Annotated in this window: 19 protein-coding genes and 1 tRNA gene; 8 read left to right on the top strand and 12 right to left on the bottom strand. The window is 70.0% G+C overall.

What is annotated here, in order from left to right; genetic code table 11:
• Positions 1-41 precede the first annotated feature (41 nt).
• The 6 genes from G406_RS0133690 (at position 42) to G406_RS0133665 (ending at position 6929) form a co-directional block, all read left to right on the top strand.
• Positions 42-1235, top strand: a complete 1194-nt coding sequence (locus G406_RS0133690; protein WP_028937212.1) for a homogentisate 1,2-dioxygenase — start codon at positions 42-44, stop codon at positions 1233-1235.
• Positions 1232-2389, top strand: coding sequence for a fumarylacetoacetase (fahA, locus tag G406_RS0133685; RefSeq protein ID WP_028937211.1), 1158 nt, complete (start codon positions 1232-1234; stop codon positions 2387-2389). The genes G406_RS0133690 and fahA overlap by 4 nt, the downstream gene beginning before the upstream one ends.
• A gap of 27 nt (positions 2390-2416) precedes the next feature.
• A complete protein-coding gene (locus tag G406_RS0133680) occupies positions 2417-2884 on the top strand; it encodes an Lrp/AsnC family transcriptional regulator (RefSeq protein ID WP_037080121.1) in 468 nt (155 codons plus the stop codon).
• Positions 2885-2945: 61 nt separating this feature from the next.
• Positions 2946-4292: a hypothetical protein gene (locus G406_RS0133675; RefSeq protein ID WP_051343170.1), complete on the top strand. Its 1347-nt coding sequence runs from the start codon at positions 2946-2948 to the stop codon at positions 4290-4292.
• A gap of 182 nt (positions 4293-4474) precedes the next feature.
• Positions 4475-6007, top strand: coding sequence for a DHA2 family efflux MFS transporter permease subunit (locus G406_RS51610; protein WP_169736843.1), 1533 nt, complete (start codon positions 4475-4477; stop codon positions 6005-6007).
• A 73-nt stretch (positions 6008-6080) separates the two neighbouring features.
• A complete protein-coding gene (locus tag G406_RS0133665; protein ID WP_028937208.1) occupies positions 6081-6929 on the top strand; it encodes an LLM class F420-dependent oxidoreductase in 849 nt (282 codons plus the stop codon).
• Positions 6930-6981: 52 nt separating this feature from the next.
• Here the strand turns inward: G406_RS0133665 and G406_RS0133660 are convergent, their stop codons facing one another.
• The 5 genes from G406_RS0133660 to pdhA form a co-directional block, all read right to left on the bottom strand.
• Positions 6982-8007, bottom strand: a complete 1026-nt coding sequence (locus tag G406_RS0133660; RefSeq protein ID WP_028937207.1) for a mechanosensitive ion channel family protein — start codon at positions 8005-8007, stop codon at positions 6982-6984.
• 448 nt (positions 8008-8455) lie between these two features.
• Positions 8456-8812, bottom strand: a complete 357-nt coding sequence (locus G406_RS59190; RefSeq protein WP_245607316.1) for an aminotransferase class I/II-fold pyridoxal phosphate-dependent enzyme — start codon at positions 8810-8812, stop codon at positions 8456-8458.
• Between the two features lie 14 nt (positions 8813-8826).
• Complete coding sequence (locus G406_RS0133650; RefSeq protein ID WP_028937205.1) at positions 8827-10071, bottom strand: dihydrolipoamide acetyltransferase family protein; 1245 nt, start codon at positions 10069-10071, stop codon at positions 8827-8829.
• Complete coding sequence (locus G406_RS0133645; protein ID WP_245607315.1) at positions 10068-11066, bottom strand: alpha-ketoacid dehydrogenase subunit beta; 999 nt, start codon at positions 11064-11066, stop codon at positions 10068-10070. The genes G406_RS0133650 and G406_RS0133645 overlap by 4 nt, the downstream gene beginning before the upstream one ends.
• Positions 11063-12142 carry a pyruvate dehydrogenase (acetyl-transferring) E1 component subunit alpha gene (gene pdhA / locus G406_RS0133640; RefSeq protein WP_028937203.1) on the bottom strand — a complete coding sequence of 360 codons (1080 nt, stop codon included), beginning with the start codon at positions 12140-12142 and terminating at the stop codon, positions 11063-11065. Before pdhA ends, G406_RS0133645 begins: the two co-directional genes overlap by 4 nt.
• Positions 12143-12301: 159 nt before the next feature.
• Here pdhA and G406_RS0133635 point away from each other — a divergent pair, with 159 nt between their 5' ends.
• Positions 12302-12742: an Lrp/AsnC family transcriptional regulator gene (locus G406_RS0133635; RefSeq protein ID WP_037080111.1), complete on the top strand. Its 441-nt coding sequence runs from the start codon at positions 12302-12304 to the stop codon at positions 12740-12742.
• A 7-nt stretch (positions 12743-12749) separates the two neighbouring features.
• Here G406_RS0133635 and G406_RS0133630 read toward each other — a convergent pair whose 3' ends face one another.
• The 7 genes from G406_RS0133630 to G406_RS51605 form a co-directional block, all read right to left on the bottom strand.
• Positions 12750-13511 carry a hypothetical protein gene (locus G406_RS0133630; protein ID WP_028937201.1) on the bottom strand — a complete coding sequence of 254 codons (762 nt, stop codon included), beginning with the start codon at positions 13509-13511 and terminating at the stop codon, positions 12750-12752.
• A gap of 42 nt (positions 13512-13553) precedes the next feature.
• Positions 13554-14561, bottom strand: a complete 1008-nt coding sequence (locus G406_RS0133625) for an LLM class flavin-dependent oxidoreductase (RefSeq protein WP_028937200.1) — start codon at positions 14559-14561, stop codon at positions 13554-13556.
• A complete protein-coding gene (locus G406_RS0133620) occupies positions 14558-14881 on the bottom strand; it encodes a TIGR04076 family protein (RefSeq protein WP_028937199.1) in 324 nt (107 codons plus the stop codon). The genes G406_RS0133625 and G406_RS0133620 overlap by 4 nt, the downstream gene beginning before the upstream one ends.
• On the bottom strand, positions 14878-16413 hold the full coding sequence (locus G406_RS0133615; protein ID WP_028937198.1) for a sodium:solute symporter family protein: 1536 nt from the start codon (positions 16411-16413) through the stop codon (positions 14878-14880). The genes G406_RS0133620 and G406_RS0133615 overlap by 4 nt, the downstream gene beginning before the upstream one ends.
• Positions 16410-16676: a DUF3311 domain-containing protein gene (locus tag G406_RS0133610; RefSeq protein ID WP_028937197.1), complete on the bottom strand. Its 267-nt coding sequence runs from the start codon at positions 16674-16676 to the stop codon at positions 16410-16412. Before G406_RS0133610 ends, G406_RS0133615 begins: the two co-directional genes overlap by 4 nt.
• A 72-nt stretch (positions 16677-16748) precedes the next feature.
• Positions 16749-16825, bottom strand: a tRNA-Arg gene (locus G406_RS0133605).
• 53 nt (positions 16826-16878) lie between these two features.
• On the bottom strand, positions 16879-17571 hold the full coding sequence (locus tag G406_RS51605; protein ID WP_051343066.1) for a methyltransferase domain-containing protein: 693 nt from the start codon (positions 17569-17571) through the stop codon (positions 16879-16881).
• 68 nt (positions 17572-17639) lie between these two features.
• On the opposite strand from G406_RS51605, the gene G406_RS51600 reads away from it, so the two are divergent.
• Positions 17640-19748, top strand: a complete 2109-nt coding sequence (locus tag G406_RS51600; protein ID WP_084216588.1) for a bifunctional copper resistance protein CopD/cytochrome c oxidase assembly protein — start codon at positions 17640-17642, stop codon at positions 19746-19748.
• Positions 19749-19895: the final 147 nt, after the last annotated feature.

Here is a 19895-nt window from a genome sequence, read left to right as displayed (position 1 = left end):
TCATACTTTGATTAGTTCACTCGCTGTCGAGGAGGCTGACGATGGCCTACTACCGCAGGCTCGGCGCGGTGCCGCCGAAGCGCCACACCCAGCACCGGGACGAGTCCGACCGGCTCTACTACGAGGAGCTGGTCGGCGAGGAGGGGTTCTCCAGTGACTCGTCGCTGCTGTATCACCGCAACATCCCGTCCGCGCTGGTCGCCTCCGAGATCTGGGAGCTGCCGGACCAGGCGACGACGCCGAACCATCCGCTGAAGCCCCGGCACCTGAGGCTCCCGGAGCTGTTCGGCGCCACCGCCGACGCGGACGTCGTCACCGGACGCCGCAAGATCCTGGGCAACGCCGACGTGTCGCTGCACTACGTCGTGGCCTCGAAGCCCTCCCCGCTGTACCGCAACGTGCTGGGCGACGAGATCGTCTACGTCGAGTCCGGCACCGCCACCGTGCAGACCATGTACGGCGAGCTCGCGGCCCGCTCCGGCGACTACGTCCTCATCCCGACCGCCACCACGCATCGCTGGCAGCCGTCGGGGGACGGGGAGCCGCTGCGCGCCTACGTCATCGAGGGGCGCGGTCACATCGCCCCGCCGAAGCGCTACCTGTCCCGGTTCGGGCAGCTGCTGGAGAACGCGCCCTACTGCGAACGTGACCTGCACGGCCCCGACGAGCCGCTGGTGCTCGAAGGACGGGACGTCGAGGTGCTGGTCAAGCACGGCGCCGGTGGAACCGCGGTCGGCACCAGGCTGGTGTACCGCGACCACCCGTTCGACGTCGTCGGCTGGGACGGCTGCCTGTACCCGTACACGTTCAACGTGGCGGACTTCGAGCCGCTCACCGGCCGCGTGCACCAGCCGCCGCCGGTGCACCAGGTGTTCGAGGGCGACAACTTCGTGGTGTGCAACTTCGTGCCCCGCAAGGTCGACTACCACCCGCTGTCGATCCCGGTGCCGTACTACCACTCCAACGTCGACTCCGACGAGGTCATGTTCTACTGCGGCGGCGACTACGAGGCGCGCAAGGGTTCCGGCATCACCCAGGGCTCGATCTCGCTGCACCCCGGCGGGCACGCGCACGGTCCGCAGCCCGGCGCCTACGAACGCAGCATCGGTGCCGAGTTCTTCGACGAGCTGGCCGTCATGGTCGACACCTTCCGGCCGTTGGAGCTGGGCGAGGGCGGCGCGGCCTGTGAGGACCCGGACTACGCCTGGACCTGGGCCTCGGGGCAGGGCTCGTGATCGACGTCGCGCGGGACTCGCTGTTCGGTCTGGACAACCTGCCGTACGGCGTCTTCTCCACACCCGGCGCGGCGCCCCGAGTCGGCGTCCGCGTCGGTGACTCGGTGCTGGACCTGGCACGGGTGCTCGACGACGAGGTGTTCGCGCAGCCGTCGCTCAACCCCTTCATGGCACGGGGACACCGTCGCTGGTCCGAGGTCCGGGAACGGGTCACCGAGCTGGCCGGTGCCGACGTCCCGGCGGACGCCGTTCATCCGGTCGACGAGGTGCATATGCACCTGCCGATCGAGGTCGCGGACTACGTCGACTTCTACGCCTCGGAGCACCACGCGTCGAACATCGGCAGGCTGTTCCGCCCGGACTCGGAACCGCTCATGCCGAACTGGAAGCATCTGCCGGTCGGCTACCACGGCCGCGCCGGCACCGTCGTGGTCTCCGGCACCGACATCGTGCGCCCCCGAGGCCAGTACGCGACACCGGACGGCCCCGAGTTCGGTCCGTGTCGCCGGCTCGACATCGAGGCGGAGCTGGGATTCGTCGTGGGCGCGGGCTCACCGCTGGGCACGCCGGTGTCCTGCGACGACTTCGCCGAGCACGTGTTCGGTGCGGTGCTGGTCAACGACTGGTCGGCCCGGGACATCCAGGCGTGGGAGTACGTCCCGCTCGGCCCGTTCCTCGGCAAGAGCTTCGCTACCTCGATCTCGCCGTGGGTCGTGCCGATGGCGGCGCTGGACGCCGCTCGGGTCCCGCTGCCGCGACAGGACCCGGAACCGCTGCCGTACCTGCGTGGTCGTGAGCCGTGGGGCCTGGACATCGACCTCACGATCGACTGGAACGGCCAGGCGATCAGCCACCCGCCCTACCGCACGATGTACTGGTCGCCGGCCCAGATGCTGGCCCATCTGACGGTCAACGGCGCCTCGGCCCGCACCGGCGACCTGTTCGCCTCCGGGACGATCTCGGGCCCGGAGATGAACCAGCGCGGCGCCCTGATCGAGCTGACCTGGGGTGGAGCGGAGCCGATCGACCTCGACGGTGAGCCCCGAACCTTCCTGCGAGACGACGACACGATCACCATCTCGGCGACGGCACCGTCCTCCTCCGGAGGCCGCCTCGGCTTCGGAGAGGTCCACGGCCGCATCCAAGCCTCGTGAGCTGTGACCAGGCGTTAAGGTCCGGGCATGGTGCGACGGCTGGATGACGCCACGGACATGCTGCTCGCTTCGCTGCTGGCCGCCGACGGGCGCGCCACGCTGAAGAAGCTCGCCGAGGTGACCGGGCTGTCCCAGTCCGCCGTGCAGGCCCGCGTACGTCGCCTCGAGAGCGACGGCGTGATCCGCGGCTACGTCGCGGAGCTGGACCCCGACGCCATCGGCCTGCCGCTCGCGGCCTTCATCTCGCTGATCCCGCTCGACCCGGCGCACGAGTACGAGATCCCCGGTGCGCTGGAAGGGCTCAGCGAGATCGCCTCGTGCCACTCGGTCGCCGGGGACGCGAGCTTCATGCTGTTCGTCAGGGTCGAGACGCCGAGCGCTTTGGAGACGCTGATCCGCGAGATCCGCACCCGCGCGAACGTCGCGACCCGCACCACGGTCGTGCTGCAGACCTCGTTCGAGCGGCGATCACAGCCGCCCGACGTCCACGCCTGAGCACCAGCCGTCACCGCACGGTAAGGGGCGCAGGGGACCGGCACTGGATACCGTGGCCGATGTGTTGATCACCGAGCGGCCCCCGAGGCGGCGGGCCGCCGTCCACGACCTGATCGCGGTAGGCGCATGCGCCGGGCTGGTCGTGCTGGCGGCAGTCGTCGGCTGGGCGCTCCTCGACTCGGGAGTGGACATCTACCTGGGATTCCCGCCGCTGCTGGCCGCGTGGATGCCGCACGTCGGCCCGGGCACGCCGGTCGCGCTCGTGGTCGCGGTACTGGTGGTCCGCTACGGTCCGCCGCTGGCCGGCAGAATGCGCTGGCGGCCGTTGCTCACCTCGGCGTACTGCGCGTCGCTCGCCTGGACGCTGTCGCTGGCCCTGGTCGACGGCTGGGAACGCGGCGTCGCCGGACGGCTGACCACGTCCGACGAGTACCTGCACGACGTGCCCGGGGTCACCGACATCCCCGGCATGCTCCGCACGTTCGCCGACCACATCCTGACCACACAGGTCGACCCGGCCCAGACCTGGTTCTGGACCACGCACGTCGGCGCGCACCCGCCCGCGGTGTTCCTGCTGTTCGTCTGGCTCGACCGGATCGGACTCGGCGGCGGAGGACCGGCCGGCCTGCTGGTGGTCCTGATCGGCTCGTCGGCCTGCGTGGGCGTGGCCGTCGCGATGCGTGCGCTGGACGCCGAACGGTTCGCGCGCCGCGCACTGCCGTTCGGGGTGCTGCTGCCCGGCGCCGTGTGGGTGGGAGTGTCGGCGGACGGCATGTTCGCGGGCGTGCTGGCGTGGAGCATCGCGCTGCTGGCGATCGCGGCGAGCACACGCGGCGGCAGGTCGGTGGCGGCCTCGGCGTCGGGCGGGCTGCTGTTCGGCGTGTGCCTGTATCTGTCCTACGGACTGGTCATCGCCGGGCTGCTGCCGCTCGCGGTCGTCCTCGCCCGTCGGGCGTGGCGGATCGTGGTGCCGGCCACCGCCGGTGTCGTGCTGGTGGTCGCGGTCTTCACAGCCAGCGGGTTCTGGTGGTTCACCGGGTTCGCGCATCTGCGGGTCATCTACGCGGCGAGCATCGCCTCGACGCGCCCGTACTGGTACTTCGTCTGGGCCGATCTCGCGGCGGTCCTGTTCGCGATGGGGCCCGCGATCGTGGCGGCGCTGCGCAGAGCGGTGACCAGCCCGGCCGCGCTGCCGCTGGCGGCGATGCTGCTACCGGGTGCCGCGCTCGCGGCGATCCTGCTCGCCGACCTGTCCGGCATGAGCAAGGCCGAGGTGGAACGGATCTGGCTGCCGTTCGTGGTCTGGCTGGTGCCGCTGTGTGCGCTGTTGCCGCGCCGACGGGCATGGCTCGTCGCGCAGGCCGTGCTCGCGCTGGCGGTCAACCATCTGCTGCTCACCGTCTGGTAGCTCGACAGGAGGTAGACTGGCCGGTCTGTGTCACCGGCGCGGGCGATCTATTTCACTTCTCAACCAAACCGGTTAGAAGACCGTTAGAATCCTACTGGAGAACTGTCCGTACTCTATAACGGTAGTTGACTATGTCCCGAAGCGCCGCGCCCGCAGTCGCGGGTACCTCCACCGCACAGTGGGTGACGGGCGTACTGGTCCTGACCGTAGGCACGCTGCTTCCCCTGTTGGACCTCGGTGTGCTGAACGTCGCGCTCCCGGTGATCCAGCAGCAGTTCGGGGTGTCGGTCGACGCGGCGGGATGGGTCGTCACCGCGTCGCTGCTGGCTCTGGCCTTCGTGGTTCCGGCCGCGCCATGGCTGAGTGACCGCTTCGGCCTGGTCCGGCTCTACGTGGCCGCTCTCGTCGGGTTCGCGGTGTGTTCGGTGCTCTGCGCGGCGGCGTGGGACCTGGGCAGCCTGATCGCGTTCCGGGTCCTGCAGGCGGTGCCGGCGGGGCTGCTGCCGGTCGTGACCCTGTCGATCCTGTACAAGATCGTCCCCGCTTCCCGGATCGGCGCGGCCATGGGGATCTTCGGTCTCGGTCTCGTCGTCGCCCCGGCCGCTGGTCCGACCGTCGGCGGCTTTCTTCTGCTGCACGCCGAGTGGCGATGGGCGTTCTACCTGTGCGTCGGGCTGAGCGTGGTCACCGCGATCGCGGCACGGCTGGGGCTGCCGACGCTGCCGAGAGCCCACGCCCGCTCGTTCGACTGGTGGGGCTACACGACCATCAGCTACGGCCTGTTCGCCGTGCTGCTCGCGGCCTCGAACGGACAGGACTGGGGCTGGGCGTCGTACCCGACCCTGGCGCTGTTCGCGACCGGGCTGCTGTCCCTCGCGTTCTTCGCGGTGATCGAGAACGAGGTCCGCGCGCCGCTGCTCGACCTGCGCACGCTGACCCGGTTCCCCTACATCGCCGCCGTGTCGACGGTCGCCGCTGTGTCGCTCGGGCTGTTCGCCAGCACCCTCTACCTCCCGCCGTTCGTGCAGCTGGGGCATGGTCTCAGCGCACTGGACACGGGTGTGATGCTCCTGCCGCAAGCGGTCGCGATGGCGGTGGTCGTCCCGCTGTCGGGCATCGTCGCGGACCGCTTCGGTCCCCGCTGGCCGGCGATCGTCGGCCTGGTCGTCGCGGCCTACGGCACCTATCTACTGAGCGGTCTGAGCATCGACATGACCAAGGCGGACGTGATCGCCTGGACGGTCGTGCGCGGCATCGGTGTCGGCCTCGCCGTGATGCCGGTCGTGACGGCGGGCCTGAACTCGCTGCCGTACCAGTTCATCGGCTTCGGCAGCGCGCTGCTCGCGATCGTCCAGCGCGTGTCCTGCGCACTGTGCCTCGCGGTCCTGGTATCGGGACGCCACGTCGCGCCACCGACCGCTCCCGCGCTGGCCCCCGACATGGCCCAGGACGAGCTTCGCCGGCTCACCGAACAGGAGACCGGGCTCGCCGGCCTGTGGTGGCGCCTGTTGTTGCACGTCACGGCGTCCACGTACGGCGACGTCTTCCTGGTGGCGGCTGTACTCACCTCGGTCGCCGTGCTTCTCGTCGTGCGTCTGAAGAAGTCGAGGCCCGCGTCGATGCGGGTCATCGCGCGCATCCCGAAGACCGTGTTCGTCCCGGAGCGCGTCGATCAGGAGAGCAACAGCCCGAGCAGCAGGGCCCGGTTGAACTAGTTCGCGGAATGGACCGGACCGTCACCGCCGTTGAGGAGGGCACAAGTCCCCGTCGCGAACGAAGGTGTGATCGATGAGCGAAACCGCAACGCCAGTGGCACTCGGCCAGGTCGGTGTCTGGGCCGCCCAGTGGGAGATAACCCCCGAGCGCGCGGCCGAGATCGAACGGCTCGGCTACGGGACCGTGTGGGTGGGTGGCTCGCCGGACGCGGACCTGCGGATCGTCGAGTCGCTGCTCGCCGCGACGTCGACGCTGTCGCTGGCGACCGGGATCGTGAACATCTGGAGCGCCGAGGCCGGCGCTGTCGCCGACTCGTTCCACCGACTGGAAGCCGCCTACCCCGGGCGTTTCCTGCTCGGCATCGGAGCGGGACACCGCGAGGCGACCGACGAGTACACCCAGCCCTACCAGGCGCTGGTCAACTACCTGGACGTGCTCGACGAGCGAGGCGTACCGAAGGACCGCAGGGTTCTCGCGGCGCTGGGCCCCAGGGTCCTGAAGCTCTCCGCGGACCGCGCCGCCGGAGCGCACCCCTACCTGGTGACACCGGAGTACACCGCGTCCGCCAGGCAGACGCTGGGTGACCAGCCGGTGCTCGCGGTCGAGCACAAGGTCGCCCTCGGTTCCGATCACGCGGAGACCCTCGCCAAGGGCAGGCCCACGGTGGAGTTCTACCTGGGGCTGAGCAACTACGTGGCGAATCTGCGCAGGCTGGGTTACACCGAACAGGACGTGGCGGGCAGCGGTAGCGACAAGCTGGTCGACGCACTGGTCGCGCAGGGCAGCCCCGCCGCCGCGGCCGACGTGCTGCGCGCGCACCTGGACGCGGGCGCGGACCACGTCATGGCACACGTCGTCCCCGACACCGACGACCCGCTGCCGACCCTGTCCCAGCTGGCCACCGAGCTGAAGCTGTCCTGAGCACACCCCGTGAGTGATTTGGGCTGCTATGGCAGCCCAAATCACTCACGGCTCAGTGGCCTGCCGCGACGGCCCCGTTGAGCGCGGGCGGCGGGATCGAGGCCTCGGTGAACGCCGAGGTGACCGCCGCGATGATCGCGCGGCGCACCGCGACCTGCTGACCGGGCCGGGTGGTCACGGTGACCCGCAGGGTCACGCCCTCGGCGGTCACCGACTGGACACCGAGGACCGCGACCTCGCCGAGCAGATCGTCCGCGAGCGGAGGCTTGGCGACCGCGTCCCGCGCCGCACGTTCGGCGATCTCGGTGGCCAGCGGGATGTCCGCGCCGTGCCCGAGCGGAACGTCGACCAGCGCGATGGAGAAGTGCTGGCTGAAGTTGCCGACCCGGGAGATGGCCCCGTTGCGGACGTACCAGAGCGTGCCCTCGATATCGCGGATCGTCGTGACCCGCAGCCCGATGGTCTCCACGGTGCCGGTGGCGGGTCCGACGTCCACGACGTCACCGACGCCGTACTGGTCCTCCAGCATCATGAACATGCCGGACAGGAAGTCCTTGATCAGGTTCTGTGCGCCGAAACCGACCGCGACACCGATGACCCCCGCCGAGGCGATGATCGGGGCGAGATTGACCCCGAACTCACCGAGGATCAACACGAACGCGGTCCCGTAGATGACGAACGACGCGATCGACCGCAACAGCGACCCGATCGTCGCGGCCCGCTGGCGCCGCCGCTCGATCAACGCCGACCCGCCGGTTCCCATCCGCTGGGACGCACGCTCACGCAGCGGACGCAGGATCGACGGTGCACGGCCCTCACCGACCCCTTGCGCCACACGGGCGATCATGCGGTGCGCCACGGTGCGGATGGCGATGGCCAGCACGAGGATCAGGACGGTCTTGAGCGAACCGTCGATGATGGTGCTCGCCGAGCGGGCGAGCCATGCCGAGTCGGTGAGCTGAAGGATCGGCTGGCACCACGCCCCATCGGCGACGGTGCAGGTAGAGGTGCCGTCCAGCGGGGCGGCGAGTGGGGGAGTTGGTGGTAACACGGGTGTGGGTCCGGTGCCGAGCTGCATGCGCGCGGAGTACCTCCAAGTACCGAAACGTTCTGAAGAGCCGGCAACGGAGGCGACCTACGGCCTCGGGGAGTCGCGCCGACCCCATCCGAGGCTGTCCGCGATAACACTCACCCGCAAGGTGCTCTATCTCATCTCCCGCGGCCCGGCTCTCAACCTCGCCACGACACCGCGCACCTCGCCACGACACCGCGCACCGTGCGTCCACACCGCGCGGTGTGCACGTGGCGCGGTGTGGACGCACGGTGCGCGGTGTCAGCGATGTTGAGCACCGAACGTCTTCGCGGTCCCGAGGAATGCGGAGTTCTCCTCCGTCCCGGACACCGTGACCCGGACCCGGCGAACGGCCGGACGATCACATTTCCCGAGCGCAGTGCTCCGCGAACCTGACCGCCCGGGAACCCAACGGGAGCCACCCGAAGTTGGCCTGGCTGGCAGGCACGGAGTGTCAGCCCGTCCGGCTCAGCGGGGTCGCTGACGAACTCACGGTAGGCCTCGTCCAGGACACAACTCGTCGCCCGGGTCCGCCGCACTCGATCTGGACGAGCTGCTGGCACAGCATCACCGAGCCGCACCCGACCGCGACCTGTTCCGGCGCGACGTCGTAGTGCCGCGCCAGCTTCCCGGTCAGGCCGGTGACGGCGGGATCGGGATAGCGGTTGCCACCCTCGGCCGCCTCGGTGATCGCGGCGAGCACCGGCGCGGGTGGCGGCAGCGAGATCTCGTTGCTGGCCAGTGTGATCGAGCCGGGGACGGTTCGACCCGCCAGGTAGGCGGGGATGTCGTCGAGATCGGCTCTGAGCACGGTGCTCTCCGGGTTCACAGGTCGACCAGCGCACGGGTCGGGTCCTCGATCGAGTCGGCGACGTGCCGCAGGAAACCGCCGGCGACACCGCCGTCACACACCCGGTGGTCGAACACCAGGGACAGCTGGGTGATCCGCCGGGGGACGATCTCGCCGTCGACGACCCACGGGCGCGGGATGATCCGTCCGAGACCGAGGATCGCGGCCTCGGGATGGTTGATGATCGCCGCGCTGCCGTCGACGCCGAGCACGCCGTAGTTGTTGAGTGTGAACGAGCTGGTCGTCGTCTCCGCCGCGGTGGCGGTTCCCGCCCGGACCGAGGTGATCAGCCGGCGGATCTCGCTGTCGAGCTCTCGGGTGGTCCGACGATCGGCGTCTCGCACCGCCGGGACGATCAGGCCCCGGTCGGTCTGGGCCGCGATGCCGAGGTTCACGCCGTCTAGGTGCTGGATCTCGCGCTTTTCGGTGTCGACCCGGGAGTTGAGCGCGGGGAACCGGCGCAGCCCGGACAGGACGAACCGAGCCACGAACGCCAGCAGCCCCGGTGCGTCGTCGCCGAGACCGGCACGCAGGTCGAGCAGCGCGGTCGCGTCGACATCGACCCAGGTCGTGGCCTCGGGGATCTCGCGGCGGCTACGGCTCAGCGTGTCGGCGATCGTCTGGCGGATGCCGCGCAACGGCACTCGCTCGCCGATCGGCAGGCCGGTCCGAGGATCGTGGCCGGCCGGAGCGGGAGCGGAGGCAGGGGCAGGAACGGGCGGTGCCTCGACGTCCGCGCGGACGATCAGACCGTCGGGGCCACTACCTCGGAGCTCGGTCAGGTCGAGGCCCCGATCGCGGGCGAGCTTGCGGACGATCGGCGAGGCGACCCGAGGCCGCGTCGTCACGGCCGGGGCGACGGGACGCGACGCCGTCCGGCCCCGATGGCGGCGGGGTCGAGGGACTGCAGGCTCGTCCGATGTGCCGTAGCCGATCAGGACGTTGCCGGACCCCGTCCGCTTCTCGGCTGGGGCCTTCGGTTCCTGCTCGACCGAGACCAGGGCGGCGCCCACGGCCAGCGTCGATCCCTCGGCGCCGTGCAGCTCCGCGATGACGCCGGCGAACGGTGTCGGCACCTCCACGACCGCCTTGGCCGTCTCCAGCTCGGCGACCGGCGCATCGACGGCGACCGTGTCCCCGACCGACACCAGCCAGCGGACGAGCTCGGCCTCGGTGAGGCCCTCACCGAGGTCCGGCAGGGTGAACACGGCGCGGCTCATGACTCGTCCCACTGCAGCTCGTCGACGGTGTCCAGGATGCGGGCGACGTCGGGTAGGTAGTGCCGCTCCAGCCTGGGCGGCGGGTAGGGGATGTCGAATCCGGTGACCCTGCGCACGGGAGCCGCGAGGTGGTGGAAGCACCGTTCGCCGACCCTGGCGGCGATCTCCGAGGCGACCGAGGCGAACCCGTGTGCTTCGGCGACCACGACGGCTCTGCCGGTCTTGCGGACCTCGGCCGTGACCGTGGCGTCGTCGAACGGGACGATCGAGCGGAGGTCCACCACCCCCAGGTCACGCCCTTCGGAGGCGGCCTGTTCGGCGGCGGCGAGTGCCACTGCCACCGACGGCCCGTAGGCGAGGAGCGTCGCGTCGCGCCCCGGTCTGCGGACGACCGCGCGCCCGATCGGCGGCACTGTGTCGTCGAGGTCGACCTCCTCCTTGGCGAAGTACTGCCGCTTGGGCTCCAGGAAGATCACCGGGTCCGTGCTGTCGATCGCCGCGCGCAGCAGTCCGTAGGCGTCCGAGGCGGTGGCCGGCGCAAGCACCGTGAGCCCCGGTGTGTGGGCGTAGTAGGCCTCCGACGAGTCACAGTGATGCTCGACCCCGCCGATACCGCCCGCGTAGGGGATACGGATGACGATCGGCAGCCGCACCCGGCCGCGGGTGCGGTTGGCCATCTTGGCGACATGGCTGACGATCTGTTCGAACGCCGGGTAGGCGAACGCGTCGAACTGCATCTCGACGACCGGCCGCATGCCGTTCATGGCCATGCCCACGGCCATCCCGACGATGCCGGACTCGGCGAGCGGGGTGTCGAAGCAGCGCTGCTCGCCGTAGGTCTCGGTGAGCCCGTCGGTGACCCGGAAGACCCCGCCGAGCGGCCCGACGTCCTCGCCGAACACCACGACGGACTCGTCGGCGGCCATGGCGTCCCGCAGAGCGGTGTTGATGGCCTTGGCCATGGTCATCTTGGTGGGTGCGGTAGCCATGGTCATCGTGACGACTCCTCCGTCGCGGCCAGTTCGTCGCGCAACAGCTGCGCCTGCTCGGCCAGCTGCGGCGTGCGGTGGGTGAACACGTGGCTGAACAGCTCGTCCGGGTCGACCGGGTTCTCCTGGGCCAGCCCGGCTCGTACGTGGGCCGCCATGGCTTCGGCTTCGGTGCTGATCCCGGCTTCGACGTCCGCGTCGAGCACGCCCCGGGCGGCGAGGTAGGTGCGCACCCTGGTCAGCGGATCGCGCGGCACCCATTCCCGCACCTCGTCCTCGGTGCGGTATCGGGTGGCGTCGTCGGCGTTGGTGTGGGCCTGGATGCGGTAGGTGTCGGCTTCGACGAGGGTCGGGCCCTCGCCGCGTCGCGCACGCCATACCGCGTCGGACAACACCGAGGTCAGGGCCACGATGTCATTGCCGTCGACCAACACACCGGGCATGCCGTACCCGTCCGCCTTCGCCGCCAGCGACGGGGCCGCGGACTGGCGCGCGAGCGGCACGGAGATCGCGTACTTGTTGTTCTGCACCAGGAAGACGACCGGTGCGGCGAACACCGCCGCGAAGTTGACCGCCTCGTGGAAGTCGCCCTCGCTCGTCGCCCCGTCGCCGCACAGGGCCATGACCACGGTCTTCTCGCCCTTGAGGCGCGCGGCGTGCCCGACTCCCACGGCGTGGAGCAGCTGGGTGGCCAGCGGGGTCGCCTGCGGCGCCACCCGATGCGTGACCGGGTCGTATCCGCAGTGCCAGTCACCGCGCAACATCATCAGCACCTCGACCGGGTCGACGCCGCGCGCTGCGATCGCGGCCGTGTCGCGGTAGGTCGGGAACAGCCAGTCGCCGTCGCCAAGAACCCGCGCGGCGGCGACCTGGCACGCCTCCTGGCCGTGTGAGGACGGGTAGACCGCCAGCCGCCCCTGGCGGACCAGTGCACCGGCCTGTTCGTTGAGTCGGCGCGCCATCACCAACGCCCGGTAGCCCTCCAGCAGCGCACCGTCGCTCGGTGGTTCCGCGCCCGCGACGGCCCTTCCGTGTTCGTCGAGCAGCCGAACGATCCCGTCGACAGTGGGGAGAGTGCTCATGAAGACCTCCGTCGGCCGCGACAACATGCGGAAATCGTCGCCATGTCGGAGCCAAAGGTCCACAGAATCAGAAGAAGTCAAGACGTAGCGCCAGGCATAGGTGAACCTGATGTACGTTCGGCCGAAACTGACCGGGGAACCCCGCTGGAGGCGAGACAGATGGTCGAGACACTCGACGACATCGACCGGAGCATCCTCACCGAGCTACGCGGCGACGGTCGCCTCTCGGTCCGGGCGTTGGCCGACCGTGTCCGGATCTCCCGGGCCAATGCCTATGCGCGCCTCGAACGGCTCACCGCCTCCGGGGTCATCACCGGCTACACCGCGGTGATCGACCCGGAGAAGGCAGGCCTGGTCACCTCCGCCTACGTCACGCTCACCGTCCGCCAGCGAGCGTGGCGTGACCTGCACGAACAGCTGCGGGAGATTCCCGAGGTACGGCACATGGCGCTCGTCGGGGGCGACTTCGACGTCATCCTGCTGGTCCGCGCGGCGGACAACGCGGCGCTGCGCAGGGTCGTCCTCGATCAGCTGCAGGCGATACCCGGGGTGTTGTCCACCCGCACGCTGCTGATCTTCGAGGACATGTCGAACGACTAGCGCCGGCTCACAGCTTGGCCACGATCGTCTTGACCACCTCGGGCAGGACGTACCTCGTCACGAAGTCGTGCTGCTGGTCGATCTGCGTCAGTCGGTCGCCGTCGAACGTGGTGACCTGACCGTTGCGCTGGAAGTGGGCCACGCCGCCGTCCTGGGTGACGTTGCCCTTGAGGTCCTGCAGGGTGAAGCCCATCCGGTCGGCGGCGCAGCTCAGCAGGACACTGTCCACGTCGACGGTGCACTCCGCGCCCCCGATGACCCGGGTCTGTCCCGCACCCGCCCTGTGGCGGTTCTCCCGGACGAACTCCCGGTTCCCCACCGCGTAGACGTCCAGTTTCAACACGTAGCCGCCCCAGGTCTCACCGGGCGTGTTCTGGGCTCCGGGCAGCGAGAACCTGTACGTGCACTGCGCACCGGGGACGACGTAGCGGCCACCGCCTCCGCGCAGCGGGTCGGTGAACACCGACAGCCTGAGATCCTCGGGCTTCCTCGTGACGTCGGCCGCCTGCGGGAACACGGCCCGCAGGTCCGCGTCGCTGAGCAGGTCGCAGGCCTTCGGCCACATGTTGACCGGATAGATGCCCGGTCGGTCGGACAGGAGCGGAAGGACGATCCGGCTCGACGGGCTCGCCGGGGCGGAGCCGAGCGCGATGGGCTCCGGCCGAGAGCACGCGGACATCATCAGTCCGCTGAGCAGCACCACCAGCGCCGCAACCCGAGCCCGCACCATCGTCTCCCGCCGCGCCGACGCCCAGTACTGAGAGATCATCTCAGAAATCGGGACAGGACTCAGCGGATCTTGAGATTGAGTTCACACACGCAGCGCCGGCAGCACCTCACTGCCGAGGAGCGTGATGCCGTCGAGGTTGTCCAGGCCGTGCGGTGTGCCGAACTCGATGCGCCCGGCACCCGCGTCGATGAGCCGGCTGGCCTGCTGAACCACTTGGTCGGGGGTGCCGGAGAACGCGAAGAGATCGAGCAGGTCGTCCGGTATCAGCCGGCCCGCCCCGATGTGATCGCCCTCGTCGACCAGGCGTTTCACCTCGGCGAGCAGGTCATGGGGAACGTGCGCGGTCGGGTCCAGCTCGGCGACGACGGCCAGGTACATGGCGACCTCGGTCCGAGCGAGGGCGCGTGCCGCCTTTCCGTCGGTGTCGACGACGGTCACGGCCCCGAGGACGATGCGGGTGGCTCCTTCGGGCCTCCCGGCCTCCCGCTCGCCCGGCGCGAGGCGGTCACGCATGACGCCGACCATCGCGGGGTTGGCCGAACCGCCGATCTTGATCTCGTCCGCGATCCGGCCCGCCAGCGCCGAGGCCCGGGGACCCCAGGCGCCGATGAGCAGCGGTGGACGTGGCCGGAGCACCGGGAACCGGGGCGCGACACCGGGCGCGAGCCGGAAGATCGTCCCGTCGTACCCGCGTCCGTCGCCCGCGTGCAGGGCGCGGATGAACCCGACCGCCTCGGCGAGCCGGGTGAGGGCGTCCGGTTGCCGGATCCCGATGTCGCCCAGCCAGGTGCCCCTGGCCAGCCCGAGGTAGGCGCGGCCGGCGGAGGCGAGGTCGAGGCCGGCGAGCTGACCGGCGATCTCGTACGGGTGCATCGTGAAGGGGTTCCAGCAGGCCGCGCCGAGCCGGACCCTGCTGGTGACCGAGGCCATCTCCAGCAGCGGGACGATCGGTGGGGCGTAGAGCAGGTCGGCGAAGACGCTGACCACGTCGAACCCGAGGTTCTCGGCGGCCACCGCGAGCGGGGCGTATGCCCCGGCGTCCTTGTCGCTCTGGATTCCGAGCCCGAACTCGACCGGCCCGGCACTCATGTGAGGTCCTCCGACCGCAGCGCACACGTGCCGATCCGGTCGATCCGCATGATGAGCCGCTCCTCCGGATCCGGGCAGGCGACCAGGGAGTCCTTGGTGAGCCAGTCCTCGGCAGGCAGCTCGCGCTGCTTCGCGGCGAGCAGCGGCAGGGCGGCGGCGAACGCGTACAGGCAGAAGTGCTTGCCCTCGGGAAGGCGCATCTCGTTGGACCGCACGACGTCGATGTAGTCACCGACGGCGAGCCCACACACCGAACGGCCCTCGATCCGGTCCACCGAGATGCGCAGGTCGTACAGCTCCATGTCCGGTTCGGCCGTCATCGTTGGGTTCCTTCCGGTGTGTCGGTCATCGCCCGCGTGCGCGATCCGCCGCCGGGTCCGGTCAACAGTCCGGCCGCGAGCGCGTCCGGCCCGGGTGCACGGGTGACCAGACTCACGAGCACGACCAGCACGGCATTGATCGCCATTGCGAGCAGACCCGGTTCCCAAGTGGGCAAGGCGCTGGACCAGAAGCCCTTGGCGAAGGGCGCCAGCAGCGCCGCGAACCCGCCCGCCAGCCCCACGAGAACGCCGAGCGCGCTGGTGCGTCGCCACAGGAACCCGAGGAACACGGCGGGCGCGAGCATCCCGATCGCCGAGTAGGCCGACAGCAGGATCGTCACCAGGGACTTGCTCTGCGCGAGCGTCAGATAGGTCGCCAGCAGGGCGAAGGCGACCATGGACGATCGGGAGAGCAGCAGGGTCGAGGTGTCGCGCAGCGCCCGGCCCGAGACCGCGGCGCGCAGTGGACCGACGATGTTGCGGGCGAACAGTGACCCCGAGGTCAGCAGCAGCACCGAGCCCGGCGCGAGCGCCAGCAGGAAGCACGTGCCGGCGACGAGACCGACGACCCAGTCCGGGTACCGGTTCGACACGAACGTCAGGAACGCACCGTTGAGGTCCCCGCCCTCCGGCTTGGTTCCGGCGATGAGCGCGGCGAAGCCCATCAGGATGATGAAGAAGTACGCCAGTGAGTACAGCGGCTGCCAGATGGCGTTGCGCCGGATGCTCGTGGCCGACCGTGACGAGTACGCCACCTGGAACAGGTGCGGGAACACCCAGTTGCCCAACGCGACGTTGAGCCCGGACGTCATGAGCCACACGGCGGTCGTCGTCGACGCCGGGTCAAGGCCGGGCAGCCGCCCGATGCCGGGATGCTGCTGTTCGACGACGCGGAACACGTCGAGCAGCGACGCCGCACCGACCTTGTCCGCGACGGTCACGCACAGCACGACGACCACGACGATCATCAGGACGTCCTTGACGCCGGCCGAGAAGGCGGCGGAGCGCAGCCCGGCGAGGAACACGAAGGCCAGCATCAGCCCGGCACCGATCAGGACGGCGGCGGTGGTGGACACCGAGGGTCCGATCGTGAGCCGCACGACGAGCCCGAGGCTGACCAGCTGGATCTGGACGTAGACGACCAGCGCGGCGATGCCGATGACCGCCACCAGGACCCCGAGCCAGGGTGCGTCGTAGCGAACGGCGAACCAGTCGGACTGGGTCACCAGGCGCCGCATCCGTCCGACCCGCCAGATCTTCGGCATCAACCAGTAGCCGAGCGAGTAGCTCAGCGAGACCGAGAGAAACGCCAGGTAGGCGGGCGCGCCGAGCGCCCACGCGTAACCGGAGATACCGAGCACCGCGAATGTCGTATAGACCTCGCCCGCGTTCATGAACCAGAACAGCAGGGTCCCGAAGCTGCGCCCGCCGACCGCCCAGTCCGTCATGGTCTTGCGCCGCTTGTGCCGGCCGAAGCCGATCGCGCCGAGGACCGTCGCGATCAGGATGGTGACCGAGATCGTGAGGATCATCGCGGCGCGTCCCCCCGGTCGGCGGCCTCACACTCGAGCAGGAACGCCTCCTCCTCGGCCTCCACCCCGGCGCGGCGGTCGAGCCGGAACACCACCGCGATGACCACGGTGGCGAACACCACACCGAGCATCTGCCAGACCATCGGGAACGGCAGCCCCAGCGGGAAGACGTGCACGTCGTTGACCGCCGGGATGAGCGCGACCTGCCAGACGAACGGCAGTGCCAGCAACCATCGATAGTGCCGTCGGCGCGTGGGCTCCATGGGCGCATTCTCATGCGTGGACGCCGAACCGCACCATCCGGCGTTGCGCTCACCGGACTTCGCTGGTCAGGCTGGCGCACCAGGCAGGATTCGAACCTGCGACCGTCGGATTAGAAGTCCGATGCTCTATCCAGCTGAGCTACTGGTGCATGGTCTGACATATCGGCCCCGTCAGCCCGGCGCCAAGCCTATCGTGATCGGTTCATCGTCTACTCACCAGCAGCCGCAGTGGTATTGGCAACCGGCGTCGCGGCCCCGCGAAACGCTCCAGTGCCGCCGTCGCGCGCTCGAGCCGGACGGCGGGGAGACCGGGTGGCCACACTCCGGCGGCCACCAGACCGGAGACGATCTCCGGGACGGCGTCTCTCGCCTCGACCGGGAGCCAGAAGGTGCGGCGCTGGTCGGCGAGCACCGCGAAGTCGGCCGCCGTCAGCAACCAGCCGAGGTGGTCTCGCGCCGCCGTGTGCCGGAAACCGCGGTGCCCGGCCAGTGCGCGGTGCACCGGACGCAGAGAGAACAAGTCCACCGGTGAGCGACGCGAACCCGAGGGTACGAGCGCCGAGAGGGTGCCGGAGGGCCGCAGCACCCGCCGGATCTCACCGAACAGGGCATCCAGCGGCTCGACGGACGGCAGGCACAGGGTCGCCACCAGACCGGTGAGCCGGTTCGTGGCGAAGGGCAGCGCGCGGGGGTCGGCCGACACGGTGTCCAGGGAGGACAGCCGGCGCAGCGTCACCCGCCTGCCGTCGGAGTCGGCGGGGGACCGCAGCTCGAGGGTGGCGCCGGGCGAGGCAGGCACCGCGTCGGTCAGCCAGTCCCTCGGTGACCAGCCCGCCCGGTCACGTGCAACGTCCAGCACGTCGACCGCGAAGGTCGTCTCGGGAGGGGAGGCCACGGCCAGAGTCTGGCACCCCTCGAGTGAGCCGGGCCGGGGCCTCAGAACACAGCGCCTACTCTGAACTCGTGGTCGGGACGACGACGAGTGTGACGGACAGGACCGGGCGATCCGGACTGGTGCCCCTGGTTCTGCTCGGAGGGGTGCTCGCCGCCTTCGTGGCGGGTGGCCTGACCGCGTTGTCCGGGTCCCGTCCCCTCGAGGCACTGGGGTTGCCGGATCCGGGCACGTTGACGACCTTCGGGCTGCCGATCGTCCGCACGGTCAGCGAGATCGCCGCCGTGCTCACGGTCGGTGCGCTGCTGTTGGCCGCGTTCCTCGCGGCGCCGCAGCGGTCCGGCTACCTGGACGTCACCGGGTATCGGGCGTTGCGTTCGGCCTCCTACGCGGCGGGGACCTGGACCGTCGCCGCGCTGCTGATGGTCCCGCTCACCGTCGCGGACACGCTCGGCAGACCGGTGACCGACGTGCTGGGCTTCGGCAGGCTCGTCGCGCTGGTGCCGAGACTCGAAGTCGCGGGCGCGTGGACGGTGACGGCGGTGTTGGCCGTGGTGGTGTTCGCGGGTGCCAGGGTCGCACTGTCCTGGGGCACGTCGGTCGTGCTGCTGGGAATCGCGGTGTTCGGGTTGTTGCCGGTTGCTTCGACCGGTCACTCCGCCGCGGGTGGTTCGCACGACGTGGCGACCGACAGCCTGATGCTGCACGTCGTAGCGGCGGCCCTGTGGGTCGGCGGACTGGTCGCCGTCCTCGGTCTCGCCGGTCGGAAGGCCGAGGCGGAGACGCAGCTGCCGACCGTGATCAGGCGGTACTCGGCGCTCGCGCTGGTGTGCTGGATCGTCATGGCGGTCTCGGGGGTGCTCAACGCCCTGGTCCGGATACCGCTGTCTGACCTGTTCGGCACCTACTACGGGGCGCTGCTTCTGGCGAAGACGTGCGCGCTGCTCGTTCTCGGCGGGTTCGGTTATCTGCAGCGACGGCATGCGGTGGACAGTGCGGCACGGGGGAGACGGGGGGCTCTGCTCCGGCTGGGCGCCGTCGAGGTGCTGATCATGCTCGGCACCGTCGGCCTGGCGGTGGCACTGGGGCGGAGCGCCCCGCCGCTGGTCGGTGTCGCGCCGCCGTCCCGGACCGAGGTGGTGATCGGCTACGACCTGAGCGGACCACCGACACTGTCGCGGATCCTGTTCGACTGGCGATTCGACCTGCTGTTCGGGACGGCCGCGCTGGTCGCGGCCGCGCTGTACCTGCTCGCGGTCCGCCGGCTGGCCCGCAGAGGCGACGGCTGGCCGGTGGGACGGACGGTCAGCTGGATCGCCGGGTGCGCGGTGGTGCTGATCGCCACGTCGTCCGGGATCGGGCGGTATTCGCCGGCGATGTTCAGCATGCACATGGCCGAACACATGATGCTCGCCATGCTCGCGCCGATCCTGCTGGTGCTCGCCGCGCCGGTCACGCTCGCGCTGAGGGCCCTTCCGGTGTCGGGTAAGGACGCTCCACCCGGGCCGAGGGAGTGGCTGCTCGCCGCGGTGCACTCCACCCCGGCCCGATGGCTCACCCATCCGCTGGTGACGTTGCCGCTCTTCGTCGGGACGTACTACCTGTTGTACTTCTCCGGGCTGTTCGAGGCCGCGCTTCCGTCGCACCCGGCGCACCTGCTGATGATCGTGCACTTCATGGCGACCGGAGCGTTGTTCTTCTGGCCGCTCATCGGCGTCGATCCGGCGCCGCGCCCACTCGCGCCGGTGGTGCGTCTCGGGCTGGTGTTCGCCTCGGTGCCGTTCCACGCGTTCTTCGGCGTGATCCTGATGAGTACCAAGACAGTGATCGGCGGAAGCTTCTACGGGGGACTGGCACTGCCCTGGGTGCCGGATCTCCTGGCCGACCAACGCCTGGGCGGCGGGCTCGCCTGGGCGACGGGCGAAGTGCCGCTGATCATCGTGGTGGTCGCGCTTGTCGTGCAGTGGTCCCGGCTCGACGAGCGTTTCGCACGGCAGTCCGACCGTCGGGCCGAGCTGGACGGCGACGCCGATCGGGCCGCGTATAACGCGATGCTGCGGGAAATGGCGGGCGGCTCCCGATCGAATAGTGACGACGCCGGCACGGAAAGTGAGGATCGGGCAGAAAGTTCCGACCTTCCCAGCGCGAGTGGTCCGTCGGCCCCGCACGCTGGGAAGTGACCGATTTCGGCTGTTTCCGCAGGTCAACGCGTTTCGGGTACCCCCGATTTTGACCCCTGGATGGCGTCTAGTAACTTTCTCTCTGCCAGCGGGGAACCGGACAGAACAAAGTTCCTCAGAGCTTCTGATGAGGCCGGTCCCCTGGTT

The sequence above is a fragment of the Actinospineispora spinosispora DSM 44797 genome (genome assembly GCF_000429025.1).
Lineage (GTDB): Bacteria > Actinomycetota > Actinomycetes > Mycobacteriales > Pseudonocardiaceae > Pseudonocardia > Pseudonocardia spinosispora.
This window is presented reverse-complemented; position numbering and strand designations above follow the sequence as displayed.